This window comes from Actinomyces bouchesdurhonensis, assembly GCF_963540955.1.
Classification (GTDB): domain Bacteria; phylum Actinomycetota; class Actinomycetes; order Actinomycetales; family Actinomycetaceae; genus Pauljensenia; species Pauljensenia bouchesdurhonensis.
Genome location: NZ_CAUTSL010000021.1, coordinates 13,784 through 37,606 on the forward strand (window position 1 = coordinate 13,784; position 23,823 = coordinate 37,606).

Annotated in this window: 15 protein-coding genes; 11 read left to right on the forward strand and 4 right to left on the reverse strand. The window is 65.6% G+C overall.

Annotated features, from left to right (window positions below; all coding sequences use genetic code 11):
- The first annotated feature begins 1,031 nt into the window (after positions 1 to 1,031).
- The 9 genes from RYL44_RS05170 (at position 1,032) to RYL44_RS05210 (ending at position 12,056) form a co-directional block, all read left to right on the forward strand.
- Complete coding sequence (locus RYL44_RS05170) at positions 1,032 to 2,654, forward strand: FTR1 family iron permease (protein ID WP_390883789.1); 1,623 nt, start codon at positions 1,032 to 1,034, stop codon at positions 2,652 to 2,654.
- 56 nt (positions 2,655 to 2,710) lie between these two features.
- Entirely contained in the window at positions 2,711 to 3,343 is a 633-nt protein-coding gene (locus tag RYL44_RS05175; protein ID WP_314975297.1) for an iron transporter, read from the forward strand.
- 138 nt (positions 3,344 to 3,481) lie between these two features.
- Complete coding sequence (locus RYL44_RS05180; RefSeq protein ID WP_314975298.1) at positions 3,482 to 4,801, forward strand: DUF2318 domain-containing protein; 1,320 nt, start codon at positions 3,482 to 3,484, stop codon at positions 4,799 to 4,801.
- Between the two features lie 22 nt (positions 4,802 to 4,823).
- Positions 4,824 to 6,089 (forward strand): ABC transporter permease, encoded by a 1,266-nt coding sequence (locus RYL44_RS05185; RefSeq protein ID WP_314975299.1) that lies wholly within the window; start codon positions 4,824 to 4,826, stop codon positions 6,087 to 6,089.
- A 5-nt stretch (positions 6,090 to 6,094) separates the two neighbouring features.
- Positions 6,095 to 7,393: an ABC transporter permease gene (locus tag RYL44_RS05190; protein ID WP_314975300.1), complete on the forward strand. Its 1,299-nt coding sequence runs from the start codon at positions 6,095 to 6,097 to the stop codon at positions 7,391 to 7,393.
- 8 nt (positions 7,394 to 7,401) lie between these two features.
- Positions 7,402 to 8,220 (forward strand): ABC transporter ATP-binding protein, encoded by an 819-nt coding sequence (locus RYL44_RS05195; RefSeq protein WP_276740661.1) that lies wholly within the window; start codon positions 7,402 to 7,404, stop codon positions 8,218 to 8,220.
- Positions 8,217 to 8,780, forward strand: a complete 564-nt coding sequence (locus RYL44_RS05200; protein WP_073982661.1) for an FMN-binding protein — start codon at positions 8,217 to 8,219, stop codon at positions 8,778 to 8,780. The genes RYL44_RS05195 and RYL44_RS05200 overlap by 4 nt, the downstream gene beginning before the upstream one ends.
- Before the next feature lie 49 nt (positions 8,781 to 8,829).
- The gene (locus RYL44_RS05205; RefSeq protein ID WP_314975301.1) at positions 8,830 to 10,662 is read left to right on the forward strand and encodes an FAD:protein FMN transferase; all 1,833 of its coding nucleotides are present in this window, start codon (positions 8,830 to 8,832) and stop codon (positions 10,660 to 10,662) included.
- A 278-nt stretch (positions 10,663 to 10,940) separates the two neighbouring features.
- Complete coding sequence (locus RYL44_RS05210; protein ID WP_314975302.1) at positions 10,941 to 12,056, forward strand: hypothetical protein; 1,116 nt, start codon at positions 10,941 to 10,943, stop codon at positions 12,054 to 12,056.
- A 391-nt stretch (positions 12,057 to 12,447) separates the two neighbouring features.
- Here RYL44_RS05210 and RYL44_RS05215 read toward each other — a convergent pair whose 3' ends face one another.
- Positions 12,448 to 15,732 carry an FAD-binding and (Fe-S)-binding domain-containing protein gene (locus RYL44_RS05215; protein ID WP_314975303.1) on the reverse strand — a complete coding sequence of 1,095 codons (3,285 nt, stop codon included), beginning with the start codon at positions 15,730 to 15,732 and terminating at the stop codon, positions 12,448 to 12,450.
- 770 nt (positions 15,733 to 16,502) lie between these two features.
- On the opposite strand from RYL44_RS05215, the gene RYL44_RS05220 reads away from it, so the two are divergent.
- Positions 16,503 to 18,335, forward strand: a complete 1,833-nt coding sequence (locus tag RYL44_RS05220) for a putative sodium/potassium/calcium exchanger (RefSeq protein WP_314975304.1) — start codon at positions 16,503 to 16,505, stop codon at positions 18,333 to 18,335.
- Between the two features lie 13 nt (positions 18,336 to 18,348).
- Here the strand turns inward: RYL44_RS05220 and RYL44_RS05225 are convergent, their stop codons facing one another.
- From RYL44_RS05225 to RYL44_RS05235, 3 genes are all read right to left on the reverse strand, one after another.
- Positions 18,349 to 19,494: an alpha/beta hydrolase gene (locus RYL44_RS05225; RefSeq protein WP_314975305.1), complete on the reverse strand. Its 1,146-nt coding sequence runs from the start codon at positions 19,492 to 19,494 to the stop codon at positions 18,349 to 18,351.
- Between the two features lie 85 nt (positions 19,495 to 19,579).
- A complete protein-coding gene (gene metX / locus RYL44_RS05230) occupies positions 19,580 to 20,737 on the reverse strand; it encodes a homoserine O-acetyltransferase MetX (protein ID WP_314975306.1) in 1,158 nt (385 codons plus the stop codon).
- 102 nt (positions 20,738 to 20,839) lie between these two features.
- On the reverse strand, positions 20,840 to 22,165 hold the full coding sequence (locus tag RYL44_RS05235) for an O-acetylhomoserine aminocarboxypropyltransferase/cysteine synthase family protein (protein ID WP_314975307.1): 1,326 nt from the start codon (positions 22,163 to 22,165) through the stop codon (positions 20,840 to 20,842).
- A gap of 475 nt (positions 22,166 to 22,640) precedes the next feature.
- Between RYL44_RS05235 and RYL44_RS05240 the strand changes: the two genes are divergently transcribed.
- A partial coding sequence (locus tag RYL44_RS05240) for a C40 family peptidase (protein ID WP_314975308.1) occupies positions 22,641 to 23,823 on the forward strand: 1,183 nt, incomplete at its 3' end.

Sequence of the window (23,823 nt, forward strand, 5' to 3'; positions counted from 1 at the left end):
AACCGGTCGCGGCCTCGTTGTGTTTGGGGTGGGGTTTGTGGGCTCGGCCCGTGGGTTGTGAGGTGTTGCCAGTGAGCCCGTGTCCCGTTGTAGCGGGTGGGGCTCGGGGCTCTTGTGGCTTCGTGAGTTCCTGTCCGTGGGTGATACGTGCGGGGGCGGCAGAGTCTTCTGTGGTGTGTTCCAGCGTTGTGCGGTGCACCCGATCCGTAGGCAATGCACCCGATCCGTAGGCAATGCACCCGATCCGTAGGCAATGCACCCGTTCTGATCGGGTGTAGCGCGACGTAACGGGTGCAGCGCGACGTAACGGGTGCAGCCTGGCGGTGAGTCCGACCTCCCCGCTGATCGGAGTGGTTCCCCAACAATGTCGCACGTAATTCCCCTGTGGCTTGTTCAAACGTTGAATTTGTATCGTTGGAATTGCAACGTTTTTGGCCTATCTTGAAAAATGACCGGGTTAAATTACGTGCGAAATTTGGCTGGGGGCCTTCTTGATGACGCGTGTCGGCGCCGCAGCCAGGCCCTCCGGACCGTCGGGCGCGCTCCAATCGGTGGGTTCTTCCGTTTGAAATACCGGAGTGGTTCCCCAACAATGTCGCACGTAATTCCCCTGTGGCTTGTTCAAACGTTGAATTTGTATCGTTGGAATTGCAACGTTTTTGGCCTATCACGAAAAATGACCGAGTTAAATTACGTGCGAAATTTGGCCGGGGGCCTTCTTGGTGACGCGTGTCGGCGCCGCAGCCAGGCCCTCCGGACCGTCGGGCGCTGCGTGCGCCTCGTCGTGGCTCGATGGAAGATGCATTTTGCCTGATCTGTCACCCTTTTATGGCATCGTGTCAGCAAGCGGCAATCCTGGGCCCTTAGTCCCTCGATGGGGGTAAGTCTCCGCGCTAAACACTGTCACAGCATGATCACAATTTAGGACAACCTAAGCAGACTACTTTCCACCTGTACGAGATGTGGCTACGCTGTTCGGTGGGAATTTCATCAACTCGGCGCCTGAGCGCCGACTCGTCAGGAGGCAAGCGGTGGCAGTGCTACGCGCCCACGCTGAACATGTCGTCCAGCGGTCTATTCGTCTTATCATCGCCCTGCTCATGGCAACTATTGTCGTGGCGGTTGTCGCCACACCCTCGCGGGCAGCCGAACAAACGTGGGGTGACGTGGCGACGACGATCAACGGAATCATCGACGAGGGGGTGAATGCGTACAACGGCGGCGACGCGAAGACTGGTAAGGACAAGATCAACGACGCCTACTACAAGCACTACGAGATCACCGGCATGGAGAAGCAGGTCATGGCCCGCATCTCCGGATCGCGTGTATCGACGGTGGAAATGGAGTTCTCGCTCCTGAAGAAAGCGATGGCGGACGGGGACAGTGCGGGCGTCACCAGTCATGCCACAACCTTGAAGCAGTACATCGTGGAAGACGCCGCTACCCTCGACGGCGTGTCGCCGTCCGAGGCCGCCCAGGCCTCGTCTGACGACTACAGTCCCGGAGCGTGGGGTGAGGTCGCTCGAACGATTAACGGGATCATCGCGGACGGCGTCAACTCCTACAAGGGGGGTGACGCGAAGGCCGGCAAGGACAAGATCAACGACGCCTACTACAAGCACTACGAGATCACCGGCATGGAGAAGCAGGTCATGAGCCGCATTTCCGGTTCGCGTGTCTCGCAGGTCGAAATGGAGTTCTCCCTCCTGAAAAAGGCCATGACAGACAACGACTCGGCGGCTGTCGATGCGCATTACGCGACACTCACGAACTACATCCGTGAGGACGCCAACACCCTCGACGGCTACACCGGTAAGTCAGCGGCCAGCGGTTCGTCCCCGTGGATCGCACAGTTCCTGCCCTCTCTCCTCGTGATCCTGCGTGAGGGCATGGAAGCGATCCTGGTCGTTGCCGCCGTCCTGGCCTACCTGTCCAAAGCAGGTCACAAAAAGAAGGCCCCCATCGTGTGGGGCGGCGTGGCCCTGGCGCTCGCCATATCGGTTGGCCTGGCGTTCCTCTTCAGCTACGTGACCTCCCTGGCTGGAGCGAACCAGGAACTGTTGGAAGGCTTCGCCGCTCTCTTCGCGGTCGTTATGCTGATCTGGGTCTCGAACTGGATGATCAATAAGTCCTCCAACAAAGCGTGGGACAAGTACATTAAAGATCAGACGGATGCCTCTTTGACCAGCGGATCCCTCGTTGGCTTGGCCTTCATTTCGTTCCTCGCTGTCCTGCGCGAGGGCGCCGAGACGATCCTGTTCTACGTGCCGATCGTCGCTGCTGCTGGCGACAAGGTCCACTATGTGTGGATTGGCCTGGCCGTCGGCCTGGCCGCACTGGTCGTCATTTACTTGCTCATACAATTCGCGGCGGTGCGTATCCCGCTGCGCCCCTTCTTCACGGTGACCTCGATCCTGATGGCCTTCATGGCCGTCACCTTCACAGGCTCGGGCATCGGGGAACTCCAGGAAGCTGATGTTGTGTCCCTGACACCGATTTCTGGGTTCCCGACCATTGACCTCTTGGGGATCTATCCCCGAGTGGAGAACGTGGCCGCGCAGGCTGTCGTTCTCATCCTGATCGTCGGTCTCTACTTCTTCGGAAAAGCTCGCCTTGCCCGCGAGGCTGCCGCCCAAACGCGGGCTGAGGAATGATGCTCATTGAGCGACACCGACCTTTCACCCATTCAACACGCTAAGGAGATCAACGCATGAAGCGCTCCCTCTTCCGTGTCGGCGCGGCCCTGGCCACGCTGGCTCTCGCAGGCACTCTGGCTGCCTGCTCCAACAACTCTTCCTCGTCCTCGAGCGAGAAGCCCGCGGGGCCGGCCTCGGCCTCGGCTGACTCGGGTGCCGCCGCGCCCGGTGAGGATGCTGGCTTCGAGGAGCAGCCCCTGGGCGACGATGTGCACGTCGGCCCCCTCGTCGTGGGTGGCGTCTACTTCCAGCCCGTTGACATGGAGCCCGAGGTCGGCACCCCGGCTGCGGAGTCGTCGATGCACGTTGAGGCGGATATTCACGCGGCACAGGATAATAATCTCGGCTTTGGTGCGGGCGACTTCGTGCCCGGTCTGACCGTGGATTACACGATCGCGGATAAGTCCGGTAACGTCGTTCAGCAGGGCACGCTCATGCCGATGAACGCCTCCGACGGCCCGCACTACGGCCTGAACCTGCCGAAGCTGGATGCCGGCACCTACGACGTGACCTTCACGATCAAGCCCCCCAGCGGCTGGCTGCTGCACACCGATAAGGCCACGGGCGTCGAGGGCCGCTTCTGGACTGAGCCGCTCGTCGCGGAGTTCCCGGACTGGCAGTGGGACCCCGCCGCCGTTTCCTGGTGATCGACGCGCGCGTTTGTCGGGGCCGAGGCGGTGGTTCGTGTATGGGACCGCTCGCCTCGGCCATCGCCCCGTGAGGGGACTAGACTCGTCATCGGGGCCCAATGGCTTCGGTGAACCTTAATTGCGAGAGGAAAGCCAATGCTTCAACAGATGAGTGAAGCGACGTTGACGCTGCTGCTATCGATGCTTGTCGTCGGTGCCGTCATCCGCTTCATGCCGGCCGCGGGCCATGGCAGGCGCGGACGTCAGTCGCGCTCGTGGGCAGTCTGGTTAGGCGTCGGACTGGGCATGGTCTCCTCCCTGGTGCTGACGATTATTAACGTCGAGGCCCCCAAGGCCGTGGACCGTCAGGTCGTCGCCCTCATCACCTTGCCGCTTGCTGTTGTTCTCGGCATCGTCTTCCTGGCGCTGGTCGCGCTGCGGTCGCGTCGCATGCGGGTCCACCTGCCAGGGGACGCAGATGACGAGGCTCAGGCGGCCTCGTCGATGGAAACCCCCCTGTTCGGTGATTTCATCGTGCGCATCGTGGGTGCGCTCGTCATCGCGTTGACGCTGTTCCGTTGCGTACCTGTGGCTATGAGCCAGGCGGTCATGATGACGTCGGGCGGCGTTGAAATCTATTCAACACCGATGGTGCTCGCGATCCTCGGCTACGCGCTGGCGTGGGTCCTCGTGTGTTTCTTGGCGTGGCTGTGCTACCGGATATGTTCGTGGAATAACCGACTGTGGCCCGCCGTCGTCATCGTGTTGTCGTTGCTGGTTAACTACGCCCTGCTGTTCGTGCGTATCATGAAGGCTAAGCACTGGATCAAGATTCCCAAGTCATCGTGGGATGTCATCGTCTGGTTCATCAACAACGAGGCTGTTTTTACGATCGTGGCTGCGTTGTCCCTGGGCGTCGTCGCAGTGCTGACCTGGCGCGCGTCCCGCTCGATCCCGACCGTGGGATCGAACCCGGCGGAGGGCCGCCTGGGACGAGCCCGCTCACGCCTATATAAGTCCATGGCTGGCACCGCTGCGATCGGCTACCTGTGCGGCGCGCTGCTCATCACCGTTGGCGTCGCATACGGCAGCCAGGAGGTCGAACTCTCAGCCCCCGAGTCGTACAGCGTCGTCGACGACCAGGTCAGCGTCAACCTGGCCGACATTTCCGACGGACACCTGCACCGCTACGAGTACACGACCTCCAGTGGTGTCAAGGTGCGTTTCATTGTCATCCAGAAGGCGGGGTCCGCTTTCGGGGTCGGTTTGGACGCATGCGAAATCTGCGGGCCAACCGGATACTACGAGAAGGACGGCAAGGTCATCTGCAAGCTGTGTGAAGTGGCGATGAACATCGCGACCATCGGATTTAAGGGTGGCTGCAACCCGATCCCCATTGAATACAAGGTCTCCAACGGCACGCTGACCGTTCCGATCTCGGTGCTCGAGGCCTCGGCCTCTGTCTTCGTGAAGTAGGGGGCTGACAGTGTTTCTACGAATGATTCGCGGAGCCCTCACCCGGCGAGGGAACCGCCACCTGATGATCGCGCTGACGGTCGCGCTGGGAGCGTGCGTGGCCACGTCCATGCTCTCCGTCATGTTTAACGTCGGCGACAAGGTCAACCAGGAACTGAAATCGTACGGTGCCAACATCGTCGTGCGTCCTCAGGGCGCAGCCGTCCTCGATGACCTCTACAACACGGGCGAGGCCGCCGAGGCCCACTCGTACCTGCGCGAAGACGAGCTGGGCAACATTAAGACGATCTTTTGGACCTACAACATCTTGGACTTTGCGCCCCTGCTGAACGTGTCCGCCACGAACGCCAGTGGCGAGCACGTGCCCACCACGGGCACCTGGTTTAGCCACCACCTCGAACTGGCCACAGGCGAGAGCGTCGAAACAGGCCTGGACAGGCTCCGCGGATGGTGGGGGCTGGAGGGCGCGTGGCCTGCGGACGACGACGCGGATGGAGCGGTCGTCGGGTCGACCTACGCTAGCGCGCACGGGCTGGCCGTCGGCGACTCCTTCACGCTCACCCGCGAGGGGATCACGCGCGACTTCACGGTGCGTGGCATCATCACCAGCGGCGACGACGCTGACCGCGGCGTGTTTATTCAGCTGGCGCAGGCGCAGGCACTCATCGGGCGTGAGGGGGCAGTCGGCAGCGTCGAGGTCTCAGCCCTGACCACGCCGGACAACGACTTGGCGCGCAAGGCTGCGAAGAACCCGAACTCGCTGACGGTGAAAGAAAAAGAAACCTGGTACTGCACGGCCTACGTCTCGTCGATCGCCTACCAGATCGAGGAAGTCATGACGGACTCTGTCGCTAGCCCTGTCCGCCAGGTCGCCCAGTCCGAAGGTACGATCCTCGAAAAGACTCAGCTCCTCATGGTCCTCGTCACCGTCCTGGCGTTGATCGCCTCCGCTCTGGCCATCGCGAACCTCGTGACTGCTGGCGTCATGGAACGCTCCAGCGAAATCGGACTCATGAAGGCCGTCGGTGCGAAAGACAAACAGATCATCGCGCTGTTCCTGACGGAGACGATCATCATCGGACTGGTCGGCGGCGTCGTCGGTTACGGCGCTGGCCTCGCGTTGGCCCAGGCAATCGGATACATGGTGTTCCACTCCTCGATCGCTTTCGCGCCCGTCGTCGTGGGCCTCGTCGCGGTCCTCGTCATCCTCGTCGTCCTGGGGGCCTCCATCCCAGCGATCCGTTACCTGCTGCGCCTCAACGCGGCTGAAGTCCTCCACGGAAGGTGATTCCCATGTCCAGACGAGCAATGTTCTGGCGGATGGTTATCTCCTCCATCCTGCGCCGCCGCTCCCGCGTCCTCATCGCGGTCCTCGCCGTCGCAATCGGCGCGACGACCCTGTCGGGTCTCGTGACGATCGCGGTGGACGTGCCCGCGCAGATGGCCCGCGAGATCCGCTCCTATGGCGCGAACCTCGTCGTTTCGCCTGCCGGGGATGGGGTCCTCACGGACGAGGCCGTGGCGGCCGCAACCAGTATGGTTCCCTCGGGTGCGCTGGTCGGATCCGCGGCCTTCGACTACGAGACCGTCACCATCAACGACCAGCCGTATGTGGCCGGTGGAACAGACCTGGCGGCCGTGCGTTCCATGAACCCTTACTGGTACGTGGATGGGCAGTGGCCAGGTGAGTCCGGGCAGGTCCTCGTAGGAGAACAGATCGCCTCCACCATCGACGTCAAGACAGGCTCCACGATCACGATCAGCCAGCTCGACGGATCAGCCTCCGCGAAGGCCGCCCAAGCGCAGGCCGAAGTCGGTGCCGCGCCACAGGCCTCGACGAGCCACGACGCTGCTACCCAGTCGGGCGCATCCACCTCCCCGGCCACCCAAGGCCCACAGTCCGGAGCCGGAACACAAGGATCAGCCCAGGCCTCGGCCCTGGAACCCGACCCGCGTAGCGTCACCCTGACCGTCTCCGGCATCCTGAAGACAGGCGGCAACGAAGACGGCTACGTCTACATGTCCACCCAAGACATGGACGCGCTGACCGGGACCAGCGGCACCGTGTCGCTCGCAGAATACTCCATCGCCCTCGAAGGCAACGCGCTGAGCGCCGTCGCCGACGGCATGAACGCTGCGAACCCAGACATTCACGCCCAGACAGTGCGACGCCTCGCCCAATCCGACACGGGCGTCCTCACCATGCTGCGGTCCCTGCTCGTCGTCATCACCGTCATCGTCCTGGCCCTCACCATGATCGGCGTGTCCACCACGATGATCGCCGTCGTCACCGAGCGACGCAACGAAATCGGCCTGCGCAAAGCACTGGGCGCCACTGCCCGCTCCATCACCACGGAATTCATGGGCGAAGGAATCATGCTCGGCCTCATCGGAGGCATCCTCGGTGCGGGAGCCGGCTACGGCCTCGCTGTCCTCATCTCCACCTCCGTGTTCCACCGGTCCATCTCGCTGCACCCGCTCATCCTCATCGGCACGATCGCCTGCTCGATCCTCATCGCCGTCCTCGCCTGCCTCCCGCCCGTGCGCCGCGCACTGGCCGTCGACCCCGCGCTCGTCCTGCGCGGAGAATGAGAACCACCATGACAACCCCCGACACCACCCCCGATTCGGCGCTCAACGAACACGAGCCAACCCAGGCCTCGCCTGCCACCACGGACGCCCTGCTCACCCTGGAGGGCGTCTCCAAAATCTACGGCGACCTGCACGCACTCGACAACGTCTCGCTCGAAATCCCGCGCGGCCAATGGGTCTCCATCGTCGGCCCATCCGGCTCCGGCAAAACCACCCTCATGAACATCGTCGGCGCCATGGACACCGCCACCAAGGGCACCGTCATGCTGGATGGACACGACATCTCCGACCTGACCGCCGACGAACTCACCGAAGTCCGCTGCCGCACCATCGGCCTGGTCTTCCAACAGTTCCACCTCATCGGCCACCTCACGGCCCTCGAAAACATCATGGTCGCCCAGTACTACCACTCGATGCCCGACGAAAAAGAAGCCCTCGAAGCCCTCGACCGTGTTGGCCTCGCAGATCGTGCCACCCACCTGCCCCGCCAACTCTCAGGCGGCGAACAACAGCGCGTGTGCGTGGCCCGCGCCCTCATCAACTACCCCAAGCTTGTCCTCGCCGACGAGCCCACCGGAAACCTGGACGAAACCAACGAGGAGATCGTCCTCGACCTGTTCAACCAGCTCCACCGCGACGGCACGACCCTCATGGTCGTCACACACGACGCGCTCGTCGCCGAACAGGGCCAGCGCGAGATTCGGCTCGATCACGGTAAGGTCGTGAAAGAAACCTGGCACGACCACGACTTCGCGGCGCACGCCTCCGGGCCCGTCCTGCCCGGCCGTGACGGCGACGCGCGCAGCGGAAAGGACAAAGTACGATGACCGCCCGACCCGCCGACACCACCCGTTCGCGATGGATCGCCCCGGCCTCGTTCGCGGTCCTCGGCGCGCTCGGCGCAACCATCTTGGCCGCGTGCACGCCCTCCACCGGCCTCGACATGAGTAAGCCCATGAGCGACGGCACCTGGAGTGCGCAGTCCAACCCCGACGACCAAGGTTCCATCGGTACGATCACGATCACCGTAGAGGGTGGTCACATCACTGCGACCACCTACCAGACCACGCTTGCCGACGGCACTGACAAGGGCGCCGACTACGGCAAGAGCTCCTCGGGCGAGGTCTTCAACCAGGACTACTACAAGAAAGCGCAGGCCGCCGTCGCCTCCTACCAGGAGTACTCCGACAACCTGACCCAGGTCGGCGACCCCGCCAAGGTTGACGTCATCACCGGCGCGACTGTCGCCCACCAACAGTTCGTGCAGGCAGCCATCCGCGCCATCGCCGCCGCACAGGGCGTATCCCCCGACGGCGCCGACGACATCGACATCCCCGGCCTCAACGACTCCACGAAGGACGCCGACCTCGGGAACTCCGACGACTGATCCGAGCGGCGCGGGGACGCCTGTTAGCATCCCCTCGGGGGACGAGGCCGTGGCCAGGTCCCGCCAGACCGCCGCCGTTACAGGCGGCGAGGACACCCCAGTTGGCGCCAATCGGGCGGATACAAACACGCGGGCCGCCCCCCAAGACGCGACGGATACACAGGCTGCGGGGACCGCACCCACCTGGCGTTCCTCGTTTCCCGCGATGGGCACCCGCGTGGACGTCATCGGGTGGGGCGGGGACGGCATGGCGATCGTCAGTGCCCTCGTCGAAGTCGTGGCGCGCCACGAAGACCTGTGGAGCGTGTTTCGTTCCTCTTCCGAGGTGTCGCGGCTGAACGCCGCGCGCTGTCACGACGTGCACGGTGGCGAGGCGTTGTCGGCGGCCGGTGACGCGCGCGCAGACGCCGCTCATCGCGCCGCCTCATCACCCGACTGCGTGACAGCTTCCGCTTCAGTCACAGATGATCCGGACACTCCGCTTCACCGTCCGCAACCATCCCACGAAAGAGCCGCTGACGCGGGGGGCGGCCCCGGCCTCGTCGTTAGTGAGGACACCGACCGCCTGCTGCGTGACGCGCTGGCGCTCGCGGAGGCGACCGGGGGCGCGTTCAACCCGATGATCGGGCCGCTTGTCGCCGCGTGGGATGTCAAGGCAATGCGGGCGGCGTTTGTTGCGGGCAGGCCCTTGCCTCCTGCGCCGTCCTCGCGCGTTGTGGAGGCAGCGTTACGCGCCTCGTCGTGGCACCTGTTGTCGCGCGTCGGCGAGCGGCGCTGGACGCTGCAGGCACCCGCCGACGCCGCAAGCGGCAGTGGGGCCCGCGGCCTGCTTACCGATGCCCGCGGCCTGCTTACCGATGCCCGCGGCCTGCTTACCGATGCCCGCGGCCACGTTAGCGGCGACGGACACCCCTTTGACGCCTCGCGTGAGAATCAGGCCGCAGGCGCCTCCTCCGAGGGCGCTCGCGTGTCCGCGACGGATGGCCGACGGCATCGTGACGGAGTGCCGTGCCCCCGTCTCGACCTGGGGGGCGTCGCGAAGGGGTACACCGCTGACGCGTGCCGCGACCTGGCGGTCTCCATGGGGGCGCGCGGTGTCCTTGTGTCGGTGGGGACGTCGTCGGTGTCGGTGTTCGGGACCCGCGCCGACGGTTCCCCGTGGCGCGCAGGCGTGCGCGACCCGAACGGCGCGCCCACGGTCGTCTCTGGCGTCGTGGAACTTCCCGTGGGTGATATGGCGTCACTGTCGACGTCCGGGGACAACCTCGGACCGATGGGTCGTGTGCGTGCGGGGGCTGCGCCGGATCCTGTGTCGGTACCTGCATCGGATCCTCACGCGCGTGAAACATCGCGTGAAACAGGCGCGGCTGGCTGTGTGCATGGCGGTGCGCAGGACGGTGGGGACTGTGCCGGTCGTGATGCCAGCGGTGGCGTGTCAGGCGAGGGTTCCGTCGCGGGTGGCACTGGCTCTGATGGTGTGATCGCGCAGGCTCGCACTGCTGCCCGTACTCACCCCACTGTTATTGCTAGCGAGCCCGGCGCGCCCACCGGGGGAGGGCAGGCCTCGTCCCTGCGTGAAACAACCCGTGAAACACCCGCGTGCGCGGCCGATGCTACCGTGTCCTCTCACGCCGATGGGGCGGCACCCTCCTCGCGCCTGCTGGACCACCACATCATCGACCCGCGCACGGGGTATCCCGCTCATGCAGGTGTGCGACAAGTCAGTGTCGTGGCCTCGTCGGGTGTGTTGGCTGAGGCCCTGTCAACGGCTCTGCTCGTTGATCCATCCATCGATGTTCCTGATGTCGTGGCTCGCTGGGCCCGCGTGACGGGTGCCCCGGCCTCGGCGAAGGTTGTGGGCCTGGTGCGTGCGGCGCGATGAACGAGCAGCTGATGCGTGGATGGGCCTGGGATGGGAAATGCTTGGTGCAAGGGTCAACCTGATCGGGAACATTCAACCCGATCAGAAGAGGTTGAACCTTACCAATTGGGTGTAACACCTCATCGGTAACAAGTGAATACCTGGGCAGGTGCTGTTGTCGGCCACCATTGTCAGGAGCTGGGGGGCATTTATCCACAGTCCTTTGTTCGTGTCGTGTGTTTTCCACAGGGGCAGCCGTTCTAGGTGAGGTGCTTTCGCCGTGCTGCAATCATCCACATATGAGTGACAATCAGCTGACCGTAATTCGTTCATCGTCGGGCTGTCGAATTCCTCGCGATATGCAAGATACATGCGTGTATCTACACATCATGAAGGGGTGCTACGTACGCGTCGACGATGCTCAATTCCTGAGTTCGCGATGGGCTGTCTGGGAAGCCGTGTCACGAGCACGATTGTTGGCTGTGCAGCATGCGGGGAGTGAAGATCGTGTCTTCATCGGAGCCAGTGCGCTCGTTGCTCGAGGTATTCCGTTGTGGGAAGCGAACCCCGATGTTTGCGTGTGGACTCCTTCGCGGCGTGGGCACAAATTGCTGCGCGCAGTCCAAGCGGAGGCTGTTCGGGTGCCTGCTGTCTCGGTCCGGTGGAGCGTCGTGCCACCCAATGCGCCGGAGCTTGAGCAAGTAGAGGGCATCACCGTCGAAGGAATCGTTGATGCTGGAGTGCGCATGGCTCTCTTCTCTGAACACTTAAGTGCCTTCGTGGCACTGTGTATGCTGCTCAATCGACAGTCGCAATTTTCAGTGTTTACGCAGGACGTGGACCGGCAACGTTCGGATGGTCTGCGGGCCAATATGCTGGCAAGGCTCGAAGAACGCGCGACAGGCAAAGAAACTATCCCCTTCCGGAGAGCTAAACGCCTGATTGTTGCCGCTGACCCGGGCTGCCAGAACCCTGCTGAGGCCGCTCTTTTGTGGGTGGTGAAGTCGGTGAGTGCCTTCGAGGTCGTGACCCAGTTCGAGATCGTCGTCAACGGGAGGCGTTATTTTGCGGACATCGCTATTCCGGGACTCATGATCATCTTCGAGTTCGATGGGATTGGAAAGCTCGGAAAGAACGAAGCCGACTTTGCTCGGGCGAAGCGTGACTGGATCCAACGTGAAAATGATTTACGTGGCGCTGGCTGGACAATCTATCGATTCTCGTGGCCAGACTATGAGGATCTGACGCAACTGAGGTCCTTGGTAAGTGAGCTGTTGGGGCCTTTCCAATCCGTGATTCCATCCTCGGCTCAGGGCCTGTGGGCGAAACCCACGTCGGCATGTGATGGACCGGAGCGTCGGTTCCATATGGCTGCCAATCGTTGGGGAACCGCGCGAGAGGATTACACCCGTTAGGGAAGATTCAACCTGATCGGGAACATTCAACCCGATCAGAAGAGGTTGAACCTTACCGATCGGGTGTAACACCTCATCGGTAACAAGCGAATGCGTGGACGTAATCACGAACGGATGCCGCTGCGGGGCGAAGCACCGAAACATGCGCCAGTGCATCAGGCCCCACAGATGTGGAGGGTGCCGGTGGGGCCTGGTTGCGGTGCAGGTGGGCGGTGGCAGGGCCTGGCCGGGCTTCGAGACGACGCGCCGAGCGAAGCTCGCGGCGCGGACGGCTCGCGGGCGGGCCGCCGCCCACCTGCACACAAAGCAGCCCGGCCCCACAGCAAGGTGCGACGGCGCCCGGAACAGGAGCAGTGCCCGGAGTACCCGCGGAGCGCCGCAGCAACGGCAATCAGTCAGCGTGCCCCGCGAGCAGCGTCGCAAGGTGCACGCCCCTGCGGCCCGCCAGCTGCGCGGCCTGGGTGCGGCACGAGAAGCCGTCCGCCAGGTACACTGCGTCCGGCTGGGCCGACAGGGACGGCAGCAGGGAATGCGAGGCGACCGCGACCGACAGGTCGTAGTGGCCCGCCTCCATGCCAAAATTCCCGGCCAGGCCGCAGCAGCCCTCGAGCCGCGTGACGCGCGCACCCAGCGACTCGAGCAGCGCCTGGTCCGTGTCCCACCCCATGACGGAATAGTGGTGGCAGTGCGGCTGCGCGACGATCTCGACGCCCTCCAGGCTCGGCAGGTTGCGCGACGACGCGGGCACAGCCGACAGCACCTCGGCGAGGGTGTGCGTCGCACCCGACACGAGCGCCGAGCGCGGATCATCCGGCAAGAGGTCCATCAGGTCGTCGCGCAGCACCGCCGTGCACGAGGGCTCGACGCCGACGATCGGGATACCCGCAGCGGCGAAGGGCGCGAGCACGCCGAGCAACGACGCCAAGTGCTTCTTGGCGCCCGTCAGCTGTCCGGTCGTGATCCACGTGAGCCCGCAGCACGCGTCGGGCGCGACGATGGGCGCAAAACCGTTCGCCTCGAGCACGTCGACGACCGCGCGCGCCCCCGTGCCGTCCAGGGTCTGACTAAACGAGTCCGCCCACACGAGCGCGTACGGCCGCCCGCCGGGGTCGCGCGGCCCGCTCAAAATCGGGGAGCCCACCATCGACGAGGCAGTGGCCGCCTCGCGCTCGCGGGCGGAGTCGCACGAGGCCGGGGTGCCGCCGCGCTCGCGGGCATCGGTCGCGGCTGCGGAAGTTGCGGCTGAGGAAGTCGCGGCTGAGGAAGTCGCGGCAGCGCGAGCCGCAGTGTCGCGAGCCGCAGTGCCGGAAGTCGCGGTGAAAGAAGATGCTGCGTCGCCAGCCGGGAGTGTACCCGCCAGCAGGTTGCGGCGGCGGGCCCACGCGGTGACGGTGCCGGACTGGAGGGCGGGCATGCCTCGGCGAGGGTCGAGTCCGATGATGCGGAAGGCCAGCGACCGCAGGGGGGCCACTGACATGATGGCGTTAGCGACGGCAGCGAGGCCGGGTACGCGCGCGGTGACGCGGGTGAGGCGCGGCAGCCAGCCGAGCGTGTAGTGGCTGAGGGGGCGCAGGCGCCCCCGGTAGGTGCGGAAGAGCGCTTCGGAGCGGTAGCGGGCCATGTCGACGCCGGCTGGGCAGTCGGCGGAGCAGGCCTTGCAGGCCAGGCACAGGTCAAGGGCCTCGAGGACTTCGGGGGAGTCGATGGCCTGAACGAGCTGCGAGTTAGCGGCCTCCTGGAGGATGCGGGCGCGCCCTCGGGTCACGTCCTTCTCGTCGCGGGTGGCCAGGTAGGACGGGCACATGAACGTGCCGGGCACTCCGGCGCGGCACTTGCCGACGCCCGTGCAGCGGTGGACGGCGGCCGTGAAGTCGCCGCCGTCGTGGGTGAACGCGAAGCCGCCGTCGGCGGGCATGGGGCGGGCGGCGACGCGGCGCAGGTTCGCATCGAGGGGGTCAACGCCGGGCTGGAGTTCGAGCGCGCCGTCGGCGGGGGCGCCGCTCGCGCCGACGGCAGGGGCGAGGCCGGAACGACTGGTGGCCGCATCGTCACGAAAGCTGAAGGCAGAGTCAGGCACGCCGTTGGCCGCCAGCTCTCTGGCACCTCCACTGCGCGCCGCGAGAGCCCGCGCCCGTGCGCGGGAGGCGGCCTCGGCCTGGTCCATGGGGGCGGCGAGCACTCCGGGGTTGAGGAGGTTGTCCGGGTCGAAGAGGTGCTTGACGCGGGCGAACAGGTCGAGCATCTCGGGGGTGTACATGAAGCGCAGGAGTTCGCTGCGGGCACGCCCGTCGCCGTGTTCGCCGGAGACGGAGCCGCCGTGGGCGGCGCAGATGCGGGCCGCGGACTGCAGGAATGCGCGCGAGTGGGCGACGCCCTCGGGGGTTTCGAGCGGCATGGCGAGGCGCACGTGCACGCAGCCGTCGCCGAAGTGCCCGTACAGGAGGCCGTCGATGTCGAACTCCTCCATGAGGGCGGTGAAGTCGCGCAGGTACGCGCCGAGGTTTTCGGGTGGGACGGCCGCGTCTTCGAACCCGGGCCAGGCCTGCTGGTCGCCGCCGCCAGCGCCGTCGGGTGGGGTGCGCCCGCCCAGGCCCGCTCCGTCGGCGCGGATCCTCCACAGGGCCGAGGCCTGGGTTCCCGGCGGGTACACGACCGTGTCGACGGCGGCGGAGGCGGCGCACAGGGCGCGTGCTCGCTCCAGGGAGGCGGTGACGTCTTCACCGGGGGCGCCGACCTCGACGAGGAGCCAGCCTTCGCCTTCGGGCAGGGCGGGGACGGCGCCGGGGCCCTTGTGGGCGCGTACGACGTCGACGAGGCGCCGGTCCATGCCTTCGACGGCGAGGGGCGAGTGGGCCAGCAGGGCGGGCACGTCGTCGGCGGCTTCGATCATGGAGCGGTAGCCGAGGGCGGCGAGCACGGGCGCGTCAGGCAGGGGCACGAGGCGCACGGTGACGGACAGGATGAGGACGAGGGTGCCCTCGGTGCCGGTGAGCATGGCGGCGAGGTTGCGCCCGCCCTCGGGGGTGAGGTGTTCGAGGGAGTAGCCGGAGACCTGGCGCTTGAAGCGGCCGAGCTGCGTGCGGATGGGGGCCAGGTTGGTGTCAATGAGGGAGGCCAGTCCTGGCACGTCGCGCAGCGCCGAATCGTGCGAGGTAGTGGCCGTGAAGCGGCGTCCCTGCCCATCGATGCACTCGAGGGAGACGATGTTGTCGGAGGTGCGCCCCCAGGCGGTTGCGTGCGGGCCGCACGCGTTGTTGGCGACCATGCCGGCGATCGTCGCGCGGTTCTGGGAGGAGGGGTCGGGGCCAAAACGCAGGCCGTGCTTGGCTGCCGCGGCCTGGAGGGTGGAGCCGACGCAGCCGGGTTCGACGGTGGCGGTGCGGGCCTCGGGGTCGATGGAGAGGACGCGGTTCATGTGCCGCGAGAAATCGAGGACGAGGCCGGGGCCGATCGCGTTGGACGCGCAGGAGGTGCCGCCGCCTCGGGCGGTGAGGGGGACGCCGTGGGCGCGGGCGAGTTCGAAGGCTGCGATCGCCTGTTTGGGCGTGCGGGGGAAGGCGACGGCCAGTGGCGGGATGCGCGTGAGGCCGGCGTCGGAGGAGTAGCGCGCTCGCGTGCCGACGGAGGCGTCGACGTCGATGAGTGCGCGCAGGTCAGACAGGAAGCTGTCGGTCATACGCTCAGTGTGTCATGGCTTCGGCGCGTGGGGTGGGACTTCCCGCTGTGCGGATGGTCGCGTGAGGTGGCGTAGAGGTGGAGGGGGTTAGGCTTGGGCGCGCGGGCGCCGGGGTGGTGGGGTGTCAGGCGGGTTCGGGATCGTCGTGGAACATCTTTGGGAAGGGTGTCACGGGGACCGGCATGCGCTCAATGGGTGGCAAATGCGGACTGACCGATTGAGAAGTGTTGGGGTATGTGCGCGGGGGAGTCTGGGCGCTCAGGCAGTAGGGTGAGAGTTCAAGGCGCGTCTCATCGGACGCCGGAACTCGTGGTTCGGGCGTCGAATATTCAACGACGTGCAGGAACTTTCTGCCCATTGATCCTCGCCTCGCTCGTGGGATGATGCCTGGCGTGCAGCCGTTTAACCAGGTGGAAGGTGATGGTGTACCTGGTTTGTGCGCGCCATATTCTATCGTACATGATTGCTTTCCTGCGTCGGAGGGGTTTGCGCATGGTTAGCGAGCATGTGTCAGGAGGGTGGGGATAGTGAGGTGGAAAGATTGGCGCTCCTGGTGTTGGGGCGGGGGTTGGGTGGTCAGTGGAAGCGACGTACTTGCCAATCCTGTCCGTTCGGTAGGCAATGGTGTGGGGTGTGGGTGGTCGGCGACGAGCCTCCCTCTTCCCGATGCTTACGTGGTATCTATCGCAAACTCCCTGTGTCTTCTGCGTTTCTTTTGGAACGTATGAAACAATGGCCACGAGCGTCCCATACATGTGAAGGAAAGTGCGATGGCCCTGTTTGAGTTCGAGGATGGACACCTCGTTCCCGCTCAATTCGGATACCCGGTTGCGCATGATCTGGGTCCTGAGCTGGTTGACGCTATCTGCCAGCAGGTCCTCCAAATTGTCTCGCGACCCCTGTTTCCGGTGACTTGGCGTGACATGACAGGTCAGGTTGACGAGGAGACCCCGCGCCTGACGGCCCTTGATGTGACAGGGCAGATTGTCTCCGTCGAAATCCTGAAACTCCTTGACTCCGAGACTCTTATCACGTCGCTGTCGCGCCTCGCCGTAGTCGCTTCACTCTCGTGGTCTGACCTGGCTGCTGAGTACCCGTCGGGTCCCGAAGGCTTCCGTGCGGGCTGGGCGCAGTTCCGGGACTCAATGCCCCCTGCCGTCGGCCCTGGCCCGCGCCTTATTATGGTCGCGGGCGAGATCGACCCCTCGGTGCGCCCCGCCTTGTCGATCTTGGCTACCTCTGGTGTTGAGGTTCATCTCATGAACCTGCGTCAGATGTCCAACGGTCGCCTGTTCCTCGACGTGAACGCCGTCGGCCCGCGCCTGTATGGTCACGCACCGCAGCTCCTAGGGTCCGCGGCACCAGCCCCCGAGATCGGTGCATCCATCGATGCTGATACCGTCACCGAGACGGAGGACACCGACCAGGCATTCGCGAATCCCGAGGGAGACGCGGAAGGCGCGGACACCCCGACGACGCGTCCGACCCCGAAGGTCGCCCCTCACTTGCGCGATGTGTTCAGCTATTCGGTGGATGAAGAACCGCCACCGCCGTGGAAACCTGCTGAACAGGAAGGCGCTCCGGAGGATGCCAGCGACAAGGCCGCGGACGTGGCTGACGGCAACGACGACGGCGTCGCGGACGAGCGCGACGCAGATCAGCACACCGACGAGGCTGACGATCGTTTCGCACCGGAGGGTGATACGAACGAGGGTGACCTGCGCGACGAAGCTAACGCTGAGGTGCCTGGCCCCGGTGATCACGAGGGCGACGAAGGTAATGACGACGTTGAGGCGGAACTCGGCGCACCCGCGCAAGCCGACCAGGGCGATGACGCACCCGACCAGGTCGATCAGGCAGAGGCAGGTCACGCCGACGAGGGCGAGGACGACGACGCGGTCGACCTGGGCCAGGAACACCCTGAAGCCGATCAGGATGATGCTTGCGTCCACGAAGCGGACGGCGTGGATGACCATGACGACCGCGGAGACGGTAGTCTGGATGACCGTGACCAGTGGGACGAACACGACCACCCGCAGGAAAACGCCGTGTTCGCCCCCGAGCAGACAGACAACAACGAGGAGTTCCAGGACGTGACCCAGGAAGAGACGCCCCGATGGGAGCGCCCCGCCCACCTTGGCAGCCGCGCATCGCGCCGCGCCCAGGCCGGGACAGCCGAACTCAACGACGCCGGAGCGACCGACGCCGCCACGGCCTCGTTCGTGGATCACGCGGAAGAATCGCCTGAGGTCGTCGCTGCCCGTGGCGAGGGTGTGCCCGTCCTCGGGCGCGACGAGGCCGGGCTGCGCACCCTGGCGCAGATCCTTGGCGAGGACACGCCCCTCGTGGCGCGCGGCGAGCTGGGGCTACCGGATGACTTGGTGTTGGCGGCGGGCGGAACCATCTCCGGTGCCGGCCTGACCTACCCGTCCCTGGACACGTTGCTGACCGCCCGTGGCCTGGGCCACATCGACGCGTGGACTCTCGTGCGTATTGGCGACCGCCTGGGTCCGACCCTCGCTGAAGCCCTCGACGAGGTCAACCGCGAGATCGTGCGCGAGTATGCGCACGCGCCCCGCGAGCGCCGCGCCGCGCGCCACTGACGTTTCGCGAATCCTAGCCGACGAAGGCCTCGAGCCAGCCGGCAATCGTCGCGTGCACTCGTTCGCGCACGGGTGCGTCGGAGAGAAGCAGGTCGTGCTTGCCGGGGAATCGGGCGATCGTGACCAGGTCGGACAGGTCGAGGCTGCGTTGGGCGATAACGACCGGGTTCAGGACCGTGTCGGAGGTGAAGACCCGCTCGTTCCATTCGTCGCCGAAATAGGCCGACGTGGACACCATGGACAGGACTGGGCACTCCAGGTGTACGTCCTTCTCGACCGTTTCGTGCCCGGCCATGATGGCTTCGAGCCAGGAGGCGGGCACCGGGTAGGATTCGGGGCGCTTCCACTCGCGTGCGATGGGCCAGCCCGCGACGGACGGGTCGTCGGGGGATAAGCCCTCGGGAATTGGAAGCTTCGAGGTGGCGCGCCCAGCGAGCGAACGCCCGTAGTGGCCTGCCCCGCCGGAGGGCACCTCCCACATGGGGTTGCGCGACGCGATGCGCCCGATGACGGGGGCCATTGCTCCGCGCCAGGCGGCCATCGACTGCATTTCCAGCCACGCTGAGTTCAGGATCAGGCCGGCCAGGACGCCTGGGTGGCGGTGTGCCCACAGGGTCGCGATGAGTCCTCCCGTTGAGTGTCCCATGAGAATTAGGGGCTCGTCGTCGCGCTCCTCACGGATGATCTCGATGGCCTCGCCGATCTCCTCGTCGTACACGGACAGGTCATCCGTGTAGCCGATCGTCTGGTGGGGGCGCAGGGATCGCCCGTACTTGCGCATGTCGAGCGCGTAGAACGCGGCCCCCGCCTGGCGCAGTCGATCCGCCATCTCGGTCTGGAAGAAGTAGTCGTTGCGTCCGTGCAGGTACAGGATGGTGAGGCGTGGGTTCTCGGGTGGGCGCGCGCGCACGAGGGTCGCGACGCAGGGGCCTTCCGCGTCGTCGATCAGCTCGATCGTGCGCGACTCGTAGCCCTCTCCCAGGATGTCGGCGCGCCACTGGGGCCCGGGAGGGCCGGCCTGGCCCCAGGGGGCCATGACGTCGCGCTCGGGGATCGAATCGTCCGACGAGGCCTGGGGGGCCACCCCGGAAAAGTCGGGCAGGCCGCTCGTGTCGGGGGTGAGCTCGCCGCCGTGCGTGGGATTGCTGGTAACGCTCATTGGGTCAGCATAACGCGCGAGGCCGCCGGCGCCTCGTCGATGAGGAGGAGAAGCCGGGGCGGCCTCGGGGAGAAAGCGGCGCTGATCAGGCGAAGGAGGATGCGCGCGAGGGGATGCGCTCGTTGAGGAACTCGTTGAGCAGTGCGGTGAGCTGGTCGTGCTCGATGAGGAAGCCGTCGTGCCCGTGGTCGGAGTGGATTTCACGGTAGAATGCGCCAGGAATGCCGGAGGCCATCTGCCAGACCTGTTCGGGGAAGAAAAGCCGGTCGGAGTCGACGGCGACGACGAGGGTGCGGGCGGTGACGGCCCTGAGGGCCTGAGCGACGCCGCCGCGGTCGCGGCCCACGTCGTGGGAGAGCATCGTGCGGCACAGCGTCACGTAGGAGCCGGCATCGAAGCGGCGCAGGATCTTCTCGCCGTGGTAGTCCAGGTAGGACTCCACCGCGAGGCGACCCCCGTGCAGGGGGTCCTCGTCGTTCTGGGGGATGCGACCGAAGCGTTCGTCGAGCTCGGAGGGGGAGCGGTAGGTGGTGTGCGCGATCTGGCGGGCGAGCGCCAGGCCGGAGGTCGGGCCGGGACCCGCGTAGTAGTCTCCGCCGCGCCACGCGGGATCCAGCTCGATGGCGCGGATCTGCGTGTGTGTCCACGCGGCCTGATCAGCGGTCGTCTGTGCGCCGGAGGCGACGACGACGAGTCGGCGCACGCGCTGCGGGTACGTGACCGCCCATTCGATGGCGCGGTGGCCCCCCAGGGAGGCGCCGATGACGATGTCCCACGTGTTGACGCCGAGGAGGTCGGACAGGAGGGCCTCGGCGCGGACCTGGTCGCGCGTGGAGATCACGGGGAAGCGAGAACCCCAGGGCGCTCCGTCCGGCGCGAGCGAGGCCGGGCCGGTCGATCCTTGGCAGCCGCCGAGCACGTTCGCGGCCACCACGAAGTAGCGGTTCGTGTCGATGATGCGTCCGGGACCCACGATCTGATCCCACCAGCCGGGGGTTGGTTGGCCGGGCGCCGTCTCGCCGTAGACGTGGGCGTCGCCGGTGAGCGCGTGGAGGATGAGAACAGCGTTCGACGAGGCCTCGTCCAGCGTGCCCCACGTCTCGTAGGCCAGGGTCACGCTGGGTAGGATCTCGCCGTTTTCCAGGCGCTGGGCGCCCAGGTTAGCGAACTTGCGGAAAGCGACCGGGTCGCCCTCGCGCCACGCTCCAGTCGTGGGGGCGGGGGGCAGGTTGTGGCGGCTCATGATGTCCTTCTTTCGCGTGAGCGGTGACGTGAGAGCGGGAGGGACGCGGCGGCCTCGGCGCATAAGGAGTGTGTATTTCGTCGAGGCCGCCGACGGCGTGGGTCAGGCCGTGGCCGCGCGGGCCGCGTCGAAGCCGAGTTGTAGGTCGGCGAGGATGTCCTTGATGTTTTCCAGGCCGATCGACAGGCGCACGGTGCCGGGGGCCACGCCGGCCTTGGCCAGCTCCTCCTCGGTGAGCTGCGAGTGCGTGGTCGAGGCCGGGTGGATGACCAGGGACTTGGCGTCGCCGATGTTGGCGACCACGGGCAGGAGCTGTACGCCGTCCGCGAAGGCCCGGCCGGCCTCGTACCCGCCCTTGATGACGAAGGAGAGCAGGCCGCCCGTGCCCAGCGGCGCGTACTTCTTGCCCAGCTCGTAGTAGGGGGAGGACTCCAGGCCCGCGTAGTTGACGGACTCGACGTCCGGGTGGGCCTCCAGGAAGCGGGCGACCGCGAGGGCGTTAGAGACGTGGCGTTCGACGCGCAGGGACAGCGTCTCGATGCCCTGCGAGATGAGGAAGGCGTTGAAGGGGGAGGTGACGGCGCCCAGGTCGCGGTTGAGGAGGGTTTGGACGCGCAGCAGGAACGCCAGGTTCGCACCCAGCGCACCGCCGACGCCCAGGTCGCGGGCGTAGACGAGGCCGTGGTAGGACTCGTCTGGTTCGTTGTAGAGGGGGAAACGCTCGGGCTGGGAGGCGAAGTCGAAGTTGCCGGAGTCGACGATTGCGCCCGCGATCGAGGTGCCGTGCCCGCCCAGGTACTTGGTGGCCGAGTGGACGACGATGTCGGCGCCCCACTCGATCGGGCGCACCAGGTAGGGGGTGGCGACCGTGTTGTCGACGATGAGGGGCACGCCGACCTCGTGGGCGACCTTTGCGATCGGCTCGATGTCGAGGATGTCGCCCTGCGGGTTGGGGATGGTCTCGCCGTAGAAGGCGACCGTCTTGTCGTCGGCGAGCGCGCGCCAGGCCTCGGGGTCGAGCGGGTCGGGGACGAAGCGCGCCTCGATGCCCAGGCGGCCCAGCGTGTTCTTCAGCAGGGTGACGCTGCCGCCGTACAGGGAGGGGGAGGCGACCACGTTGTTGCCGGCGACGGCCAGGGCGAGGATCGACAGGGCGGTCGCGGACTGGCCGGAGGAGACGAGGAGGCCGCCGACGCCGCCCTCGAGGGCCGCGATGCGGGCGGCGACGCCGTCGGTCGTCGGGTTGGTCAGGCGCGTGTAGATGGGTCCCAGCTCCTGCAGTGCGAAGCGGCTCGCTGCCTGCGCAGTGTCTTCGAAGGCGTAGGAGGAGGTCTGGTAGATGGGCAGGGCGGTCGCGCCGGTGGCGGGGTCGATGTTGTATCCGGCGTGAATCTGCTTGGTTTCGAAGGACCAGTCGTTGGCACTCATGTGGCGGCTCCTAAAAGTTGGGGTGGGGTGTGTCGTCCTTGGATCCCCGGGCGGGCCGCTCATTGGTTGATATGAGAATGCGTCGAGGCGCGTCCCGCTCGCGGGGGACTGCGCGGCAGTCGCTTGTGCTGACGCGCAGTCAGCGGCACATTCGACGGTTCATGGTGTCCATTGTTCGTCATGGGCCGGGTCGTGGCGAAGTGGTCCCGGATGGCGGACGTGTGTAACGGGTTGGGGGTCTTTCTCGGAGCAACGATGAAAAGTGTGAGAGGAAATACATATATAGGCAATCTGAGCTTAGGTTTTTCGGTAATTAGCTAATTTTAATGTTGCCAATGATGCATATGTTGCGATTGATGCATGTGTGAAAGATGAGGGATGTGGTGTGTTTGTTGCCAAGTGTGGCGAAAGTGGATAGTCTCTTGTTCAGAACGCCCCCACTGGCACCCGCACACGCAGACGAGATGAGACGATGATGAGACGACGCGGAACCATTCGCATGGCCCTGACGGTCTTTGCCGCCAGCGCCCTGCTGGTCCTGCCCAACATGGCGCAAGCTGTTCCCTCCGAGGAAGAAATCGCGGCCGCGCAGGCAGCCGAAGAAGCAGCGCAGATGAGCGTGGCCGAAATCGAAGTCAAACTGGCAGAAGTCAACGCCACAGCCGCCACCGCGACACAGAACGCGCAGATCGCCGGTGAAAACCTCAATGAAGCGCAGATCGCGCTTGCTGAAGCGACCGCGACCGCCAACCAAGCCGAAGCCGACGCCACCGCCGCCGAGAGTGCATTCGCCGAAGGAAAACAACAGATCGCCTCGGTCGCCCAGGCCGCCTACCGAAGCGGCGGCGGATCGCTCGACGCGATCGCCCCCTACCTCAACTCCGACGGTCTACGTAGCGTCGAAAGCAAGAAAGCCAGCATTAACTCCTTCTCCTCCTCGGCTGAAACGAAGATGCAGACCGTCTCAGCTCTCGAACAGGTCGCCCAGGTCACCCGCCAGGCCGCCACAACAGCGCTCGCCAACCAGCAGGCCGCGACCAACGAGGTCCAAGCGCGCACCGACGCGGCCAACCAGGCGGCCACAGCCGCGCAGAACCAAGCCGCCATCGTCGCAGCCCAGCGCACCTCCTACATCCAAGAACTAGCCAACAAACAAAACACCACCGTCGAACTCATTAACGAACGCGAAGCCGCCCTCGAAGCCGAGCGCCAAGAAGCCGCGCGCGTCGCAGCCGAACAGGCAGCCGCAGCAGCGGAAGCCCAACGCCAGGCCGATGCCGCAGCCGCCGCCCAACGCCAAGCCGATGCAGCTGCCGCGACCCAGGCCTCGTCCTCCTCAGACGATGAAGACGACGACGATACACCCTCGTACTCCTACGATGAACCCTCCTACGAGGAACCCAGCTACTCCGACGAGGAGCCTTCCTACTCCTACGGCGGAGCATCCACCGCCATCGCAACCGCGCAGAGCTACCTGGGCGTGCCCTACGTGTGGGGTGGCGAATCCTACGGCGGCGTTGACTGCTCCGGCCTGACAATGCTCGCCTGGGAAAGCGCAGGCGTGTACCTGCCACACCTCTCGCGCGCCCAATACGGCTACGGAACGCACGTGCCGATCGGCTCCATGGAAGCCGGCGACCTGATCTTCTGGTCCTCCA